Annotated in this window: 16 protein-coding genes and 3 pseudogenes; 11 read left to right on the top strand and 8 right to left on the bottom strand. The window is 72.1% G+C overall.

Annotated features, from left to right (window positions below; genetic code table 11):
- Positions 1 to 65 precede the first annotated feature (65 nt).
- Positions 66 to 698, bottom strand: a complete 633-nt coding sequence (locus RYJ27_RS11155) for a helix-turn-helix domain-containing protein (protein WP_330170374.1) — start codon at positions 696 to 698, stop codon at positions 66 to 68.
- Between the two features lie 144 nt (positions 699 to 842).
- Between RYJ27_RS11155 and glsA the strand changes: the two genes are divergently transcribed.
- The 8 genes from glsA to RYJ27_RS11115 all read left to right on the top strand — a co-directional run bounded on the left by glsA (position 843) and on the right by RYJ27_RS11115 (position 7556).
- The gene (glsA, locus tag RYJ27_RS11150) at positions 843 to 1787 is read left to right on the top strand and encodes a glutaminase A (RefSeq protein ID WP_330170373.1); all 945 of its coding nucleotides are present in this window, start codon (positions 843 to 845) and stop codon (positions 1785 to 1787) included.
- A 73-nt stretch (positions 1788 to 1860) separates the two neighbouring features.
- Positions 1861 to 3123: a bifunctional phosphopantothenoylcysteine decarboxylase/phosphopantothenate--cysteine ligase CoaBC gene (gene coaBC / locus RYJ27_RS11145; RefSeq protein WP_330170372.1), complete on the top strand. Its 1263-nt coding sequence runs from the start codon at positions 1861 to 1863 to the stop codon at positions 3121 to 3123.
- Complete coding sequence (coaA, locus tag RYJ27_RS11140) at positions 3120 to 4052, top strand: type I pantothenate kinase (protein WP_330170371.1); 933 nt, start codon at positions 3120 to 3122, stop codon at positions 4050 to 4052. Before coaBC ends, coaA begins: the two co-directional genes overlap by 4 nt.
- An 82-nt stretch (positions 4053 to 4134) precedes the next feature.
- Positions 4135 to 4911: a Rossmann-like and DUF2520 domain-containing protein gene (locus tag RYJ27_RS11135; RefSeq protein WP_330170370.1), complete on the top strand. Its 777-nt coding sequence runs from the start codon at positions 4135 to 4137 to the stop codon at positions 4909 to 4911.
- A complete protein-coding gene (gene panC, locus RYJ27_RS11130; protein WP_330170369.1) occupies positions 4908 to 5759 on the top strand; it encodes a pantoate--beta-alanine ligase in 852 nt (283 codons plus the stop codon). Before RYJ27_RS11135 ends, panC begins: the two co-directional genes overlap by 4 nt.
- Positions 5759 to 6154 (top strand): aspartate 1-decarboxylase, encoded by a 396-nt coding sequence (gene panD, locus RYJ27_RS11125; RefSeq protein WP_330170368.1) that lies wholly within the window; start codon positions 5759 to 5761, stop codon positions 6152 to 6154. Before panC ends, panD begins: the two co-directional genes overlap by 1 nt.
- Positions 6151 to 6996: a 3-methyl-2-oxobutanoate hydroxymethyltransferase gene (gene panB, locus RYJ27_RS11120; RefSeq protein ID WP_330170367.1), complete on the top strand. Its 846-nt coding sequence runs from the start codon at positions 6151 to 6153 to the stop codon at positions 6994 to 6996. Before panD ends, panB begins: the two co-directional genes overlap by 4 nt.
- A gap of 86 nt (positions 6997 to 7082) precedes the next feature.
- On the top strand, positions 7083 to 7556 hold the full coding sequence (locus RYJ27_RS11115) for an Hsp20/alpha crystallin family protein (RefSeq protein WP_330170366.1): 474 nt from the start codon (positions 7083 to 7085) through the stop codon (positions 7554 to 7556).
- A gap of 65 nt (positions 7557 to 7621) precedes the next feature.
- Here RYJ27_RS11115 and RYJ27_RS11110 read toward each other — a convergent pair whose 3' ends face one another.
- Positions 7622 to 8056 carry a MarR family winged helix-turn-helix transcriptional regulator gene (locus RYJ27_RS11110; protein ID WP_330170365.1) on the bottom strand — a complete coding sequence of 145 codons (435 nt, stop codon included), beginning with the start codon at positions 8054 to 8056 and terminating at the stop codon, positions 7622 to 7624.
- Between the two features lie 57 nt (positions 8057 to 8113).
- A complete protein-coding gene (locus tag RYJ27_RS11105; protein ID WP_330170364.1) occupies positions 8114 to 9592 on the bottom strand; it encodes an HNH endonuclease signature motif containing protein in 1479 nt (492 codons plus the stop codon).
- Positions 9593 to 9925: 333 nt separating this feature from the next.
- Between RYJ27_RS11105 and RYJ27_RS11100 the strand changes: the two are divergent.
- Positions 9926 to 10497, top strand: a pseudogene (locus tag RYJ27_RS11100) (dihydrofolate reductase family protein).
- A 249-nt stretch (positions 10498 to 10746) separates the two neighbouring features.
- Here RYJ27_RS11100 and RYJ27_RS11095 read toward each other — a convergent pair.
- The 3 genes and pseudogenes from RYJ27_RS11095 to RYJ27_RS11085 form a co-directional block, all read right to left on the bottom strand.
- Positions 10747 to 11070 (bottom strand): annotated as a pseudogene (locus RYJ27_RS11095) (alpha/beta fold hydrolase); the annotation flags it as partial.
- Positions 11071 to 11174: 104 nt separating this feature from the next.
- Positions 11175 to 12033: pseudogene (locus RYJ27_RS11090) on the bottom strand (NADPH:quinone reductase); the annotation flags it as partial.
- Entirely contained in the window at positions 12027 to 12356 is a 330-nt protein-coding gene (locus RYJ27_RS11085; RefSeq protein ID WP_330172052.1) for a hypothetical protein, read from the bottom strand. The pseudogene RYJ27_RS11090 and the gene RYJ27_RS11085, both read right to left, overlap by 7 nt.
- A gap of 97 nt (positions 12357 to 12453) precedes the next feature.
- On the opposite strand from RYJ27_RS11085, the gene RYJ27_RS11080 reads away from it, so the two are divergent.
- Together RYJ27_RS11080 and RYJ27_RS11075 are read left to right on the top strand one after the other, a co-directional pair.
- Positions 12454 to 12690, top strand: coding sequence for a type II toxin-antitoxin system Phd/YefM family antitoxin (locus RYJ27_RS11080; RefSeq protein ID WP_330170363.1), 237 nt, complete (start codon positions 12454 to 12456; stop codon positions 12688 to 12690).
- The gene (locus RYJ27_RS11075; RefSeq protein WP_330170362.1) at positions 12687 to 13073 is read left to right on the top strand and encodes a type II toxin-antitoxin system VapC family toxin; all 387 of its coding nucleotides are present in this window, start codon (positions 12687 to 12689) and stop codon (positions 13071 to 13073) included. Before RYJ27_RS11080 ends, RYJ27_RS11075 begins: the two co-directional genes overlap by 4 nt.
- Here RYJ27_RS11075 and RYJ27_RS11070 read toward each other — a convergent pair whose 3' ends face one another.
- Together RYJ27_RS11070 and RYJ27_RS11065 are read right to left on the bottom strand one after the other, a co-directional pair.
- Positions 13074 to 14051 carry an NAD-dependent epimerase/dehydratase family protein gene (locus RYJ27_RS11070; RefSeq protein ID WP_330170361.1) on the bottom strand — a complete coding sequence of 326 codons (978 nt, stop codon included), beginning with the start codon at positions 14049 to 14051 and terminating at the stop codon, positions 13074 to 13076.
- Positions 14048 to 16696 (bottom strand): alpha/beta fold hydrolase, encoded by a 2649-nt coding sequence (locus RYJ27_RS11065; protein ID WP_330170360.1) that lies wholly within the window; start codon positions 16694 to 16696, stop codon positions 14048 to 14050. The genes RYJ27_RS11070 and RYJ27_RS11065 overlap by 4 nt, the downstream gene beginning before the upstream one ends.
- Positions 16697 to 16704 lie beyond the last annotated feature (8 nt).

The raw sequence follows: 16704 nt of genomic DNA, 5'->3' as shown, positions 1-16704 counted from the left end.
TCTGCCAGGGATGTTTCGCGCCTGTTACCCCGCAATTGCCGATGTGTGAAGGCTGGAGCGTGTGATTAAATATGCGGCTCTGCAATATTTCGTGACTGTGCGTCAGGCCCCGCCTGTGTCACGAGCAGCCGTGCGGGCCAGACGCCGACGACGCGCCACCGGTGGCGCACGCCTCCGGCGAAATAGAGGGTGTCGCCGGGGCCGATGCGGTGGACGCCCTCGGCGTCGAGGTCGACCTCGAGGTGCCCGGAGATGACGTAGATGAACTCGGCACCGGGATGCTGGTAGTAGTCCTCGAATTCCGAGACGCTCGTGACGAACTCGAGGGGATACATCGTGCGCTCGCCGGCGACGAGCGACTTCGCCTGCCCGTTGGACTGCACGGCCATCGAGCCCTGATCGGCGCGGACCAGGCTGACGGTGGACGTGTCGATCTCGGCGGCGGCGCTCGTGCCCGGATCGCCGCCCGAGAGGAGCGCCGGTGTCGTGGTGTCCAGGGCCGATGCGAGGCGATGGAGCGAGGGCATGCTGGGGCGGGCGCGTCCTCGTTCGATCTGGCTCAGGAACGGTTGCGAGAGTCCGGTTCGTCCGGCGAGGGCGACGAGGGTGAGCCCCTTCTTCTTGCGCAACGCACTGATGCGCAGACCGAGCTCGGTCGTCATGCGATCGTTCGGGTCGTCGGCGGGGCGCTCTGCCATGCCTCCAACCTAGGCGTTGCGCGGACCCGCCCCGAGCTCACCGCCTGGCCGGTGGTCGCCGCGCCTACTCGGGGCGGTTCCCGCGTGCCTCGCGTTCGATGAGCGCCACCGCTTGCACGAGGGCGCCCGTGCCAGGCTGGAGGCATGGCGAAGGTTCCCGCTCCCGATCACCACACCTACGACCTGGACGCGCTCGAAGAGAGGGTGCGCCGCGAGGGTGGCGGCGAAGTCGACGACAGCATCCCGCAGCTGGCGGGTGCCGATCCCGACTTCTTCGGTGTCGCGCTCGCGCAGGCCGACGGCTCGATTCGCGGAAGCGGCGATGCCGACGTCGCCTTCAGCATCCAGTCGGCCGTGAAGCCGTTCCTGTTCGCCCTCGCACTGGTCGACACGGACGGCGACGCACTCGAGCGCGTGGGCATCGAGCCGACCGGCGAGGCCTTCGACGCCATCAAGCTCGAAAGCGGAACGGGCCGCCCGCCCAACCCGATGGTCAATGCGGGGGCCCTTCTGACGGCCGCGCTGGTCGACGGCGGGAACGCCGAAGGACGTAATGAGCGGATCCTGCGGGGTCTGTCCGCCTTCGCCGGGCGAGCCCTCGAGGTCGACGAGGACGTCGCCCGGAACGAGCACCTACTCGGCGATCGAAACCACGCGCTCGCCCACCTCATGCGCTCGGAGGGCACGCTCGCCCTCGGCGCAGATGAAGCGGTGGAGGTGTATGCGCGCGCCTGCGCCGTGCTCGTCGACGCCGAGGCGCTGGCCGTGATGGGAGCGACCCTCGCGCTGGGGGGCGTCAACCCCGTCACCGGCCACCACGTGGTGCCGTCTCGGGTCGCGCGCGATGTCGTCGCGGTGATGGCGACGTGCGGTGTCTACGACGGCTCTGGACGCTGGATGAGGCGCGTGGGCATCCCCGCGAAGTCGAGCGTGTCCGGGGCGATCGTGCTGTCGGCTCCCGGCGTTCTCGGGGCGGCGGTCGTGAGCCCGCCGCTCGATGACCAGGGCACCAGCGTGCGCGGCCGCATCGCGAGCGAGCTGCTGAGCGAGGACCTCGACCTCCACCTCTTCGGATCCCTGCGGGGGTGAGCCGCTCGGTCGGCTCCACCGAGCCGGCTCGCAGGGGCGTCGGCGCCGCCCGCCCCGATACAGTGGGCTCATCATGGATCGGCCGCTCAACATCGTCGTAGGTGTCACGGGCGGCATCGCCGCGTACAAGACCGTGCAGATCGTGCGGGACCTCGTGCTCCTCGGCCACGAGGTGCGGGTGATCGCCACCGATTCCGCGCTGCGGTTCGTGGGTGCCCCGACGTGGGAGGCCATCAGCCGCAACCCCCTGAACACCTCGATCTTCGACGACGTCGCGGCCGTGCGCCACGTCGCACTGGGGCAGCAGGCGGATGTCGTGGTCATCGCCCCCGCCACGGCGAACACGATCGCGAAGCTCGCGGCGGGGATCGCCGACGATCTCCTCGGCACGACGGTGCTGGCAAGTCGGGCGCCGCTCGTGGTCGCCCCCGCGATGCACACCGAGATGTGGCAGCACCCCGCCACGACCGCGAACATCGCGACGCTGCGGGAGCGCGGCACGACGATCGTCGGGCCGGGGTCCGGCCGACTCACGGGAGCCGACATCGGGCCGGGGCGCATGAGTGAGCCGGACGAGATCGTCCAGGCGACGCTCGTCGCGGCATCCGCGGCCCGCACCGCCGTCCCGCGCGACCTCGAGGGTCGGCGCGTGCTGATCACCGCCGGCGGGACGCGGGAGCCCATCGACCCCGTCCGCTTCCTCGGCAACCGCTCGAGCGGCAAGCAGGGCGCGGCGTTCGCGCTCGCCGCCGCCGCCCGCGGAGCCGAGGTCACCGTCATCGCCGCGAACATGGATGCCGCGCCCGCCGCCGACGTCGCCGCAGCGGGTGTCACGCGCGTCGACGTCGAGACCGCCGCCGAGCTGGCGGCGCGGGTACAGGAGCTCGCGGGGTCGGCGTCCGTCGTCGTGATGGCGGCCGCCGTCGCCGACTTCGCCCCCGCCGAGCCCCGGGAGCGCAAGCTCAAGAAGGACGAGCTCGGCGAGACGCTCGAACTCGCCCTCGTTCGCACTCCCGATGTGCTCGCCGAGCTCGTCGCCCACCCCGTGCCCGGCCGTATCGTCGTCGGCTTCGCCGCGGAGACGGCACGGGACGCCGACGAGCTCGTCGCGCTCGCCCGCGCGAAGGTCGCGCGCACGCCCGCCGATCTTCTCGTCGCCAACGCCGTCGGCGGCGGGCGGGGGTTCGGCGCCGACGAGAACGCCGCGACCGTGCTCGATCGCACCGGCCGCGTGGTCGCGCAGGTCTCGGGGAGCAAGCGCGAGGTGGCCGACGCCGTGCTCGACGCCGCAGGGGATCTGCTGGTCGGACGCGACGAGGCCGAGCCGACGGCGTGAGCGAGCCGATCCCCTCGACGTATCGCGAGATCACCCGCGCCGAATGGGCGCGCCTCGCCGCCGACATGCCCCAGCCGCTGACGGCGGAGGAGATCGAGCACGTGCGGGGGCTCGGCGACCGACTCGACCTGGGCGAGGTCGCGGACGTGTACCTGCCGCTCAGCCGCCTTCTCAGTCTCTACGCCGCGGGGGCGCAGTCGCTCGGCGCCTCCACCGCGACGTTCCTCGACGAACCCGACACCACGACGCCGTTCATCATCGCGATCGCCGGGTCGGTCGCCGTCGGCAAGTCGACCATCGCGCGGCTGCTGCGAGAGCTGGTCGCCCGCTGGGCCGACACCCCGCGCGTGCAGCTCGTCACCACCGACGGCTTCCTGCTCCCGAACGCGGAGCTCGAGCGCCGGGGTCTCATGCGTCGCAAGGGCTTCCCGGAGTCGTACGACCGCCGCGCCCTCGTCGAGTTCGTCGCGGCCGTGAAGAGCGGCGCGAGCGAGGTGCGGGCGCCGGTCTACTCTCACCGCATCTACGACATCGTGCCCGGCGAGGTGGTGACCGTTCGGCGCCCCGACGTGCTGATCGTCGAGGGTCTGAACGTGCTCCAGCCGCCGCCGCGCCCCAACGACGTATCCGTGGCCGAGTTCTTCGACTTTTCCATCTATGTGGATGCCGCGGCATCCGACATCGAGCGGTGGTACACCGAGCGGTTCCTCGCGCTGCGCGAGGCGGCGTTCCGCGACCCGGCCTCTTACTTCCGTACCTACGCCGACCTGAGCGATGCCGAGGCGGTGGAGAAGGCTGCGGGATTCTGGCACGGCGTGAACCTGCCGAACCTGCGGGAGAACGTGCTGCCCACCCGTCACCGCGCCGACCTCGTGCTGCGTAAGGGCGCGGATCACGCCGTCGAGAGCGTGCTCCTGCGCAAGCTGTGAACGTCGGTGGCGTATTTGTCCGGCGCGCGGTCGTGGAGGATACTCGACACACCCGCACCGTCCGTCCCGGGTGTGTGACCCCATGATCCCCACCACGCCGCAGCCGCGTCGCCCCGTCGCGACGGTCGCCGTCGTCGGTGCCGGGCGCCTCGGCCGCCCGCTGGCGCGGGCCCTCTCCGCCGCGGGGTCGACCGTCACGGGTCCCTTCGGCCGGGACCAGGCGCTGGACACGAGGCGCGTCGACGCCGTGGTGCTGTGCGTGCCGGATGCCGCGATCGCCGATGCCGCGTCGACGGTGCGCGCGTCGGGGTTCGGCGGCGTGATCGTGCACACCTCGGGTGCGACGCCGCTGCGCGGGTCCGGCGCCGACGCGGGCCTGCATCCCCTGCAGACCTTCACGGGCGACGAAGAGCCCGAGGCGTTCGCCGGTGTCGGATGCGCGATCGCCGGCATCACACCGGAGGCGCTCGACGCGGCCCGGGCGCTCGCCGAGGCCCTCGGCCTCCGCGCCTTCGAGGTGCGGGACGAGCAGAGGGCGGGGTACCACGCCGCGGCATCCGTCGCATCGAACTACCTCGTGACGCTGCTGGATGCCGCGGAGCAGGTGGCCGCCACCGCCGGGCTCGATGGCGCCGACGCCCGGGCGCTGCTGCATCCGCTCGTGGCGGCGACGGTGGCGAACTGGGCCTCGCTCGGACCCTCGGGCGCCCTGACCGGCCCGGTGGCGCGGGGCGACGACGCGACGGTGCGGCGGCAGCGCGCGGCGATCGAGAGCGACGCCCCCCACCTGCTCCCCCTTTTCGACGTGCTGCGCGATGCGACGCACGACCTGGCAGAGAGAGGACGGATCCGCGGATGAGGATCGTACGGACCGTGACCGAGATGCGTGCCGCGGCGCGGGATGCCCGCGCGGCGGGTCGACGTATCGGGCTCGTGCCGACGATGGGGGCGCTCCACGAGGGACACCTCTCACTCGTGCGCCGCGCGCGCGCCGATTCCGGGCTCGTCGTCGTCTCGCTCTTCGTCAACCCGACCCAGTTCGCGGCCGGCGAGGACCTCAGCGCCTACCCGCGCGACGAGGTGCGCGACGCCGCGCTCGCCGAGGGGGAGGGGGCCGACATCCTCTTCGCGCCGTCGACCCAGGAGATCTACCCCGACGGGTTCGCGACGACGATCCACATCTCGGGCATCACGGAGGTGCTCTGCGGCGCCTCGCGCGGTGCCGGCCACTTCGACGGCGTGGCCACCGTCGTGGCGAAGCTGCTGAACATGGTCACGCCCGACGTCGCGTACTTCGGGCAGAAGGACGCCCAGCAGGTACTCGTCGTGAGGCGGCTCGTGCGCGATCTCGACATCCCCGTCCGGATCGAGGCGTGCCCCATCGTCCGGGAACCCGACGGCCTCGCGATGAGCTCGCGCAACGTCTACCTCGACGCCGAAGCCCGCGCGCAGGCGACGGCCCTCAACAGGGCTCTCGCCGCCGCCGCGGCGGCGGTCGCGGGGGGCGAGACCGCGGCGGGGCCCGTGCTGACCGCGGCGCGGGACGTGCTGGCCGATGCCGGAATAGATCCGGAGTACCTGGAGTTGCGGCATCCCGACGACCTGCGCCGGCTCGATCGCATCGAGCGCGCGGCGCTGTTGGCCGTCGCCGCAAGGGTGGGGCGCGCCCGTCTCATCGACAACCGGATCCTGGAGGTTCCCCGCTGATGCAGCGCACGATGCTGAAATCGAAGATCCACCGCGCGACGATCACCGGCAGCGATCTGAACTACGTCGGCTCGATCACGATCGATGCCGACCTGCTCGACGCGGCGGACATCCGCGAGAACGAGCAGGTGCAGGTGCTCGACATCGACAACGGCGCGCGCTTCGAGACGTATGCGCTCGTGGGGGAGCGGGGCACCGGCATCCTGCAGGTCAACGGTGCGGCGGCGCGTCTCGTGCACACGGGCGACACGGTCATCGTGATCACCTACGCCCAGTACTCCGAGGCCGAGCTGGCCGCCTACGAGCCCGTGGTCGTGCACGTGGACCGCCGCAACGGAATCATCGACGTCGACGCCGCCGTGGCGACGCTGCGCACAGATTCGGCGCGGTCATGAGCGCGGGGCCGGTGACCTTCGCCACCCTCGCTGCGCGGAAGGCGGCGCGGGAGGCCATCGTCATGGTCACGGCGTACGACTTCCCGAGCGCGCAGGTCGCATCGGCGGCGGGGGTCGACATCGTGCTTGTCGGCGACTCGGGGGCGATGACGGTGCTCGGCTACGACAGCACGGTGCCCGTCACGATCGACGAGATGCTCGTGCTGGTGAAAGCCGTTCGGCGCGGGCTCTCGGGGCCGATGCTCGTGGCCGACCTGCCGTTCGGTTCGTACGAGGTCTCCGACGAGCAGGCGATCCTCACGGCGCAGCGCTTCGTGAAGGAGGGCGGCGCCGACGCCGTCAAGATCGAACGCGGCGGTACGTCGGTCGAGCGTGCCCGCGCACTCGTGGCCGCCGGCATCCCCGTCATGGGGCACGTCGGCCTGACGCCGCAGACCGCCGCCGTCCTCGGCGGGTTCCGGTCGCAGGGCCGCACGGCCGAGGAGGCCGCACGGGTGGGTCACGACGCCGTCGCGCTCCAGGACGCGGGATGCTTCGCCATCGTGTTCGAGGCGATCCCGAGTGCTGCCACCGAGGCGATCGTGCCGCTCTTGCACGTGCCGGTCATCGGCATCGGGGCGGGCCCCGCCACCGACGGCCAGGTGCTCGTGTTCCACGATCTGCTCGGCATCCACGACGGCGCCCCGGCGCGGTTCGTCAAGCGCTATGCCGCCCTGCGCGAAGCGATGATCGCGGGCGTCTCCGCGTACGCCGACGAGGTGCGCTCGGGCGCCTACCCGGCGCCGGAGCACGGCTACGGGATGCCCGCGGACGAGGCCGCTCGCCTGCGCCACACCCTCTAGCACTCTCTCCCATCAAGTGCTAATCTAAGACTAGTTGAGTCAATGTGACTCAACTTCAGATTGGACGAGAACAGAAGGAGAGAATCATGGCGACCTACGACCCGTTCCGTGACCTCGACCGTCTCGCGATGGGCCTGTTCGACACCCGCCGCGGACCGCGGCGCATGCCGATGGATCTGTACCGCGACGGCGACCACTACGTCTTGACCGCCGACCTGCCGGGCATCGATCCCGGCTCTGTCGACATCGACGTGGACGGTCAGCTGCTGACGATCCGTGCCGAGCGCACGCTCGCCGCCGGTGACGGCGTCAAGTGGATCACCCGCGAGCGCGAAGCGGCCAGCTTCCTGCGCCAGCTCAACCTCGGTCAGGGGATCGACACCGACAACATCGCGGCGACGTACAGCAACGGCGTTCTCAGCGTCACGATCCCCGTGAGCGAGAAGGCCAAGCCTCGCAAGGTCGAGGTGAAGACCGACGCCGACACCCCCATCCTCACCGCGCACGAGAATCGGGGCGAGACGGCGCAGGCCGACGCGCCGCACTCCGTCGAGCAGTAGCCCGCCGGGGGTGGATGCCGCGGGTCGACGGCGGCCCGCGGCATCCGTGCGCCCGGAGGGGCCGCTCAGCAGTCCTGACCGCGGAGCTTCGACGTCAGGTCGCGCAGCTGGCGCAGCTCGTCCTCGTCGAGGCGCGACATCCTCTCGCTGATCGTGCGAGCGTGCTGCGTGGCGACCTTGCGGAAGGCTGCCGCGCCCTTCTCCGTGGCACGCACGAGGGCGCCGCGTCCGTCTTCGGGATCGGCGCACTTGGTCACGAGGCCGCGCGCCACCATTCGGTCGACGAGCCGCGAGACGGAGGGCTGGCTCACGAGCATGAGCGACGTCACGTCGCGAAGCCTCGCCGTCATGCCGGGGGCGCGGGTCACGGTCAGCAGCACGTCGTACTCCGCCTGCGCGAGGTCCGAGTCGCGGAAGTCATCGCTGATCTCGGTGAACACCTCGTGCTGGGCGCGGAAGAGACTCTCCCACGCGTCGACGGCGAGGTGGCGGTTGGTCATGGGCAAGAGGATACGCCCTCCGCGCGAGGCTCGACCGGCGAGGCGCGGCCCTCGGCGTCAGGCCGGGGGCCCGACCCCGATCGGTCGTGGCGCGACTGCGCGACGCGACGGGCGCCATCTGCCCGACGGATCCCACCACGACGGCCCCCGGATCTCGGGAACCCCGCCGCTCACGCGGATGCGCCAGCCGCCGGTGTCGATCGTGCGGTGGTGGTGCCAGCACAGCATCACCCCGTTGTCGATGTGCGTCGCGCCTCCCGCGGCGTGCGGGACGACGTGGTGGATCTCGCACCAGGCGGCGGGCACCAGGCATCCGGGGATCACGCAGCCGCCGTCGCGCGCGATGATCGCCCGGCGCTGGTGGGCGGTGAACACACGCTGCGGGCTCGAGAGCGACAGCACCTGCCCCGCGCCGCCCAGGGTGAGCGTCTGGATGCCGCCGCAGCACGCGATCTGACGCGCGAAGCTTGCGGGGACGGGCGTACGCGAGGTGTCAGACCCGGTTTCGTCGGGAAGGCGCACGCCTTCGAGGTAGGCGATCCCGGCCGGTCGGTGCAGCTCTTGCGCCGCCACGGTCACGAGCAGTGTCGGCGCCTGCCCGCCGAGGGTGGGGGTCTCGGTGGAACGGGCGGCCACCGCCAGGATTCCGGCGAGTGCGTCGTGCTGGCGCTGCGGGCGCGAGCGCAGGTCGGCGGGAGGCTCGCCCGTGGCGGTGCCGTCGTCGGGGGTGAAAGCGGGGCCGGATGCCGCGGCATCCGCGTGCCCGTCGCCCGCGCGCGGGCTCAGGTAGGCGTCCCACAGGCGCTGCAGCTGTGCGGCGACCTCGGGCAGCAGGCGACCCTGGAGGTCGACCAGGCCGTCGCGCGAGCGCCCGAACCGCACGCCGCGGAGGCGATGGTTTCTCTCGTCGTCGGGCAGGGCGCCGTCGGGGTCGAGGTAGAGTGCCCACACCTTCGCCTGGATCCGGATGTCGTCGGCGGTGGCCGGTGGCGCGGCGTCGCTCGTCGTCCCCGTGGCCGCCGCGACCAGCTCGCGCTCGGCGGCCGCCACGTTCGCGACGGCACAGCGCTCGCGCAGCGGCGCGAGGGTGCGTGTGATCGCGGTCAGCGCGTCGATGCCCAGCGCCCCCGTGAGGAAGGCGTCGCGGGCGTCGGGGAAGGCCGCGGGGAGCGGCTCGCCGGTCAGGCTCTCTCCCTGCCTCACGTCGTGCGCGGTCGCGGCGCGCGATCGAGCCGTCGCCGCCGACACCCCGGTGACTCGCTGCAGGAGCTCGGAGGCGTCTCGGCAACCGTATCGGGCGCTCAGCCGCTCGCCGCCGAGCGAGGGCCGTGAGCGCTCCGCGATCTCTCCCGCGACCATCGTGCGCAGGGCGTCGAGGCGTCGGCCCAGATCTTCCGACGCCCGGGCGAGCGCGACCAGTTCGGCATCCGACACCGCCGGACCGGCCGTAGCGGCGAGCGTCGGCGCGACCGCTGCATCCCATTCCGCACGCAGTGCTTCGAGCGACTGCTCGAGTGCGGCGAAAGGGCCTCCCATGAGGAGATTGTCGCAGGGGCCTCCGACATCGGCCGGGGCGCATCGGCGTGGGCGGCAAGAGTAAGGGCCGGTCGGAGAGGCGTCCGACCGGCCCTTGTCCCTTGCACCAAGAGTGTCCTGCAATCACATGTCGGTAGCTGCCACAGCAAAACAACTACCGTGCCTGCACTCTATAACGACCAGATAACGGCGGGCAAGGATTTCCCGTTATCTCTTCGTGATATTTCGGTCCGCGCCGCTGCTCCGCGCAGCCGGCGCACGCTGATGACAGCGTGGGCGGGCTCTGCTACGTTCCGGTGAAACGGGCGGTGCGCATCGGGGGAGAGCGACGTGATGAGACCACTGCGATACGCGATCAACGTCACGCTCGATGGGTGCTGCCACCACGAGGCGGGTCTTCCTCCCGACAAAGAGTCCATGCGTTTCTGGACCGCTGAGATGGATGCAGTGGATGCAGAGATCTTCGGCCGGGCGACGTACGAGCTGATGGAGTCGGCCTGGCGACGCCCGGCCGACGGGGTGTGGCCCGACTGGATGAACGAGCCGGAGGTCGCGTTCGCCGAGGCGATCGATCGGAAGAAGAAGTACGTCGTGTCGAGCACGCTGACGGAGGTGGATTGGAATGCCGAGCTGGTGCACGGAGATCTCGAGCGCGCCGTGCGGCGACTCAAGGAGGAGCCGGGGACGGGCTTGTCGGTGGGCGGAGTGCGGCTCCCGCATGCGCTGGCGGAGTGGGACTCATCGACGAGTACACCTTCGTCGTGCATCCGGTCCTCGCCGGACGCGGGCCGACGCTGCTCGCCGGTCTGCGAGAACAGATCACGCTCGGGCTCGTCGAGCGTCGGGAGTTCCGGTCTGGGATGGTCGTGCAGCGGTACCGGCCGGTGGGGGTCGCCGGCGGCTGAGGCGTCGCGGGAGTGCACCGACGCGGCGCGTCGGTGACGCGCCGCCATCGGGGACACACCGCGAGACACAAGTAAGGGCCGGTCGGAGAGGCTTCCGACCGGCCCTTGTCCCTTTGCACCAAGAGTGTCCTGCAATCACATGCCGGTAGCTGCCACAGCAAAACAACTACCGTGCGTGCACTCTATAACGACTAGATAACGGCGGGCAAGGCTTTGCCGTTATCTTTTCGTGATGATCGGCGAGCGCGCTCAGTCCTTCGCGAACGGAAGCAGGACGGCGTTGACCTCTTTCGCGTGCGTCCACAGCATGCCGTGCGGGGCGCCCTCGATCTCGTGGTACTCCGCCTGGGGCACGGCGGCGCAGAACGGGCGGCCCGTCGCGTCGATGGGCAGGATGTTGTCGGCGGTGCCGTGCGCGATGAGCACGGGCTTGCCGCTGGCGGCGACGGCCGCGACATCCGCCGTGAAGTCCTCGATCCGTGTCGGCACCGCTGCGTACGCTGCGACGGGGGCGCTGCCGGTCGCGGTGTTCCAGTTGGCCGTCACGACCTCCTGCGAGATGCGCGAGCCCAGGGGCACGCCCTGGCCGCGCAAGTCTCTCCCTGACCTTGGAGCGGGGCGACCGAATCTCCGAGGCCGCGGCACGATGAGCTCGGCGCGCCGCCGGCGCTGGCGGGTCAGCTGGCGTCGTCGGAGACGCGGATGAGGACCTTCCCGGTCGCGCCCTGCTCGACGGCGTCGTGCGCGGCCGCAGTCTCCTCGAGCGGCAACCACGTGAGCGGCAGACCCGCGGCCTCGCCCACGGGCAGGGCGCCGTCGACCAGCGCCGCCGTGATGTCCTCCGCCGCGGCGGTGAGCGCTGCGCGGCCCACCGTGTAGAGCAGGAGACCCTGCCAGCGGGCGTTCTTGGCGAAGCTCTCCACGATGGGCGCTGTGAACCGGTCGCCGTTGTTGTCGGCGTAGTACGCGATGCTGCCGTGGTTGGCGAGCACCGCGACATCCAGCGCCGCGTTCTGGGTGGGCGCCACCTCCACGACGTGGTCGACCGCCGTTCGGCGCGAGGCTTGCGATCGCCTCGGCGAGGCGATCGTCGGGGTAGCGGAGCACATGGTGCGCGCCCGCGGCGCGAGCGAGCTGCGCCTTCTTCTCGCTGCTGACCGTGGCGATGACGGTGGCGCCCGCCCAGGTCGCGAGCTGGATCGCCGCGTGTCCGACAGCGCCCGCACCGCCCTGCACCAGCACGACGCGGCCGCTGAGGGCGCCCGGAGCGAGGCGTTCGGGTCCGAACTCGTGCACCGTGAACGCGCGGTGCGCTGTCATCACGGGGACGCCGAGGCTCGCGGCGACGTCGAAGCCGATGCCCTCGGGCAGGCGCACGACGCGGTCGGCGGGCACGACCGTGTATTCCTGTGCGGTGCCGGTGGGGCGCTGGTGGGCGGCGAGGAAGAGCCAGACGCGGTCGCCCGCAGACAGCCCGTCGACGCCCTCGCCCACGGCGTCGACGACGCCGGCGCCGTCCTGGTTCGGCGTCACCTCTCCGAACGGCAGGGGCCGGCCGCCAGGATCTCGCGCATCGTCTCGAGGGCGATCTCGTCGCGCTGCCCGTCGGTCGTCTCGTGCAGGACGACGGGGATGCCGAGCCCCTGCAGGTAGTCGACGGCCTTCTCCAGCCGCGGCGCGACCTCGACGTGGTCGCTTCCGAAGAGTTCGGCGGTGTACACCGGATCGCCCGCCACGATCGATCGGCGCAGCTCTGTCGTCGAGCGTCGCGTGATCCGGTAGAGGGACTTGAGGACCTCGCCGGGCAGGTCGGGCGTGCCGTCGATCGTGACGGACAGGGCGGTTCCGGAGGAGGTCATGGCATCCATCCCAGCACACGCGGGCCCTCCCGCATGTGGGAGGGCGCCTGACATCCCGGTATTAGTCTAGTCGATAGGACTAAGTCGGAGGCGCCGTATGAGCATCAACATCCACGAAGCGAAGACGCATTTCTCGCGTGTCGTCGCGCGGGCGGCGGGTGGAGAGACCGTGGTGATCTCGAAGGCAGGCACGCCTGTCGCCCAGGTGACGCGGATCGGCGCTCCCATCGCGCCCCAGCGAATCGGATTCCTGGCGGGCATCGCGCGGATTCCAGACGACTTCGACGAGTGGGGGACCGAGGAGATCGTCGGGCTCTTCGGAGCGGACGGATGAAGATCCTCCTCGACACGCATCTGCTTCTCTGGGCGGCGTACCAGCCCGACGCTCTTCCGCCTGCGGCACTCGAGGAGATCGACGCTCCGGAGAACGAGCCCATCTTCAGTGCCGCGTCCATCTGGGAAGTGAGCATCAAGGCATCGCTCGGACGCCCCGACTTCGATGTCGATCCCCGAGTGCTCCGGCGTGGACTGATGGACAACGGCTACCTGGAATTGAGCGTCACAGGAGCGCATGCCGCGGCTGTGCTCGACCTGCCGTCGCTGCACCGGGACCCCTTCGACAGGATGCTGGTGGCCCAGGCCCGCCTCGAAGGAATCGTGTTGCTAACCCGTGACCGCGCCGTCGCCGCGTACGGATCACCCGCTCGGCTCCTCTAACTAGCCCGCCGTGCCCCCGTAGTGGGCGGCGAGCCGCCGCAGACCCTCGTCGATCGAGACGGTCGGCGCCCAGTCGAGCGCGCGGCGCGTGTCGCGCTGGTCGAACCAGTGCGCGGTGGACAGCTGCTCGGCGAGGAAGCGCGTCATGGGGGGCTCGTCGTGTCCCGGGCGGATCGCCCAGATCCGTTCGATGAGGGAGCCCGCGCCCCGGCCGAGTGCGGCGGGGATGCTCCACCGCGGCGGCCGTACGCCGCCGGCGAGGCAGATGCCCGCGAGCAGATCGCCGACGGGCCGGGGTTCGCCGTTGGTGAGCACGAAGGCCCGGCCGCGGGTCGCGTCGGGGCGGCCGAGGGCTGCGACGATGCCGGAGGCCGCGTTGTCGATGTAGGTCGAATCGATGAGCGCCGTGCCGCCGCCGAGCAGCGGGAGCCGTCCGCGGCGCGCACGCTCGAGGATCCGCTCCACGAGCTGCGTGTCGCCCGGTCCCCACACCAGGTGCGGGCGGATCGCGGTGACGCTCATCGCCGCGGAGTCGGCCGCGAGCGCGCGTAGCTCCGCCTCCGCCTTCGTGCGGGCGTACTCGCCGTGCGCACGCTCGGGCGAGGCGGGGTCGGCGCCGCTGCCCGCGAGCGCCGCGCCCGCGTGCGCGACCGAGGGCGACGAGACGTGGACGACGTGGCCCACCCCGGCGGTGCGCGCGGCCTCCAGCAGCCGGGCGGTCGCGTCGATGTTGACGGCCCGGAACTCGCGCGGGTCTCCCGCGAGCGAGACCTTCGCCGCCAGGTGCACGACGCCCTCGACACCCTCCAGCGCCCGCGCGACGGTGTCGGGGTCGGTGATGGAGCCGAGCATGTCGGTGGCGCCGGCGACGCCGGAGGGGCGACGCTGCAGGGTCCGCACCTCGTGCCCCCGCGCGACCAGTTCGGCGGCGACGGCGCGGCCCAGGAACCCCGACGCGCCGGTCGCGAGCACGATCACGGCGCCCCCGTGGTCTCGCCCGCGAGCACACGCTCGGCCCACGCGGACAGGCGCGTGCGGTCGATCTTGGAGTTGTGGCGGATGTCGGTGGGCAGCGCGGGCACGGCGAGCACCGCGACGATCGGGGTCTGCGTGGCCTGCCGGACGGCGGCGGTCACGGCCGGATCGGCGAGGCCGGGGCGGGATGCCGGGGGCGTCGTCTCGACGACGGCCACCGCCTGACGGAGCCCCTGCGGTCCGACGCCGACGACCGCAGCGCGGCGGACGGCGTCCGCCCGTTCGATGTCCTGCTCGGGGCCGACGGGGGCGAGGGGCCCGTCCGCGGTGACGAGGACGTGCGGAAGCCGGCCCTCGATCCAGAGGCGCCCGGCGGCGTCGAGATGCCCGATGTCGCCCGTGCGATGCCAGCGGCCGTCGCCTCCCGCTCCGGCCGCGGCATCGGGCGTTTCGCGCTCCGCGGCGCGGTCGGTGAGCCACAGGCGGTCGTAGTGGTCCTTCAGGTGCGGTGCGCTCACGAGCACCTCGCCGAGGACGCCCGGCTCGACCCCCGGTTCGCCGGTCGCGCGGCCATCGGCGTCGAGTGCGCTGATCAGCACGCGGTTATCGCCGATCGGCCCACCGACGAGCACACCGCGGTCGGGGGCCGCTGCGGCGTCCCGGATGTCCTCGAGCGTGACGTCGGCGACGAGCAGGCACTCCGTCATCCCGTACGGCGTGTGCGCGCTCGCGTTCGGCATGAGGGCGCCGATGCGCTCGAGCAGACCGGCACCGACGGGAGCCCCCGTGGAGAGGAAGGCGCTGACGCGGTCGAGCGCCTCGCGGTCGGCGGGTGTCAGGGCCGCCGACGTCGCGACGACGTTCAGCACAGCGGCGGGGGAGAGGAACACCATGCGGGCGTCCGAGGCGCGCACGGCGGCGGCGACCGCGCTCGCGGACAGTGTGCGCGGGGCCGAGACGTCCATGTCGGGCGTCGCCGAGCGGGTCCCGAGCGCGGGCCCGAGCAGGGCGAACGGGGCGAAGCCCGTCACGAGGCCGGTGTCGCCCGTGACGCCGAAGTGCGCCGCGAGGGTGTCGCGGAGCGCGGCGAGTTGGCCGTGCGTGTAGGCGACGCCCTTCGCGGGGCCCGTCGATCCCGAGGTGAACAGGATCGCGGCGGGATCGGACGGCCCGGGGGCGTCGGGGAGTTCGGCCCGGGCGCCGAGCGCGGCCACGTCGGCGAGGCACGTCGCGACGCCGAGCGCCGCCGCCGAGGCGCGCGGCAGACGCGCGACCGAGATACGCAGCCCCGGCCATCCGAGGGCCCGAGCCGCCGTCAGCCCCGGTACCTCGCCGATCACGACGTCGGGCCACGCCCCGCGCACGGCACGGGTGAGCCCCTTCACGCCGAGGCCGGCGTCGGCCACGACGACGACGGCGCCGATGCGCAGGCACGCGTAGACGATCGCCGACAGGGTCGGACCGGGCGGCACGAGCAGCGAGACGCGGTCGCCCCGCTTCACTCCCATCGCGTGCAGTCCCGCACCGATCGCGCGGACGCGGTCGTTGAGCCGGCGCCAGCTCACCCGGAGCGGCTCGTCGGCGCCGCGCGCGGACATGTCGATGACGGCCGTACCGTCGTCGTCCGCGCGCTCCTCCAGGCCGCGCCAGATCGGATCGAACGTGTCGGGCGACGCTGCGGCGGTCGTGGTGGGTGCCGGCGACGGCACCCGAACCAGCCGCTCGTCGAGCCAGGCGAAGAGGGCGTCGGCGACGGGGCGGTCCTCCGCCACGAGGTGGCCGGCGCCCTCGAAGCGGTGCACGTCGGCGTGCGGCATCCGCTCGATCAGATCGTCGAGATAGCGGTCGCTGAAGATCGGGTCGCGCGGGCCCCACAGCATGAGGGCGGGCACGCCCAGGCGGGCGGTTCCCGCCGCGATCCGCTCCAGCTCGGCGAAGCTCTCGTGGCGCGCGTCCACCGGGATGTCGGCGACGAACCCTCCGATGCCCCCGCGGCGGGCGGCGCCGCGGTAGGGCGCGCGGTACGCCGCCCTCACCTCGTCGCCCAGCCGCGGTGACGCCAGCGCGAGCGTCGTGTCGAGGAAGGCGGTGGTCTGCACGGTGGATGCCGCGAGCATGCCCCGCGCTCCGGCGAGCCGCAGCGGAGCAGGTATCGGCACCCCCTCGGGGTGGTGCACGGCGGTGTTCAGCAGCATGACCCCGGCGAGCAGGTCGGGGTGATCGATCGCCCAGCCGAGCGAGATGACGCCGCCCCAGTCGTGCCCGAGCGTCACGACGGGACCCTCGAGACGCAGCGAGTCGGTGAGCGCACCGAGATCGGCGACGCGCTGCGCGAGCGTGCGGTGGATGCCGGTGCGCTGCGAGAACCCCATCTCGAGCTGGTCGACGGCGATCACTCGCCATGCCCCGGTGACGGTGGTCCGGTCGACGGATCGCGCCACGACGGTGCGCCAGAGGTACGACCACGTGGGATTGCCGTGCACCGCGAGGATCGTCCCGAGGATCGGAACGCCGGCGTCCTCGAGCGCGGGCCCGGAGTCGAGCACGTGCCAGCCGCGATCGGCTCCGGCATCCGCCCCCCGGCCGGGCACGACGAGCAGGCGGCTGAAGCGCTGCTCCAGCCCGGGCAGGCCGGGCGGGGGCGACATCGCGGCCT

This window comes from Microbacterium limosum, from assembly GCF_036324365.1.
Classification (GTDB): Bacteria; Actinomycetota; Actinomycetes; order Actinomycetales; family Microbacteriaceae; genus Microbacterium; species Microbacterium limosum.
This window is presented reverse-complemented; position numbering and strand designations above follow the sequence as displayed.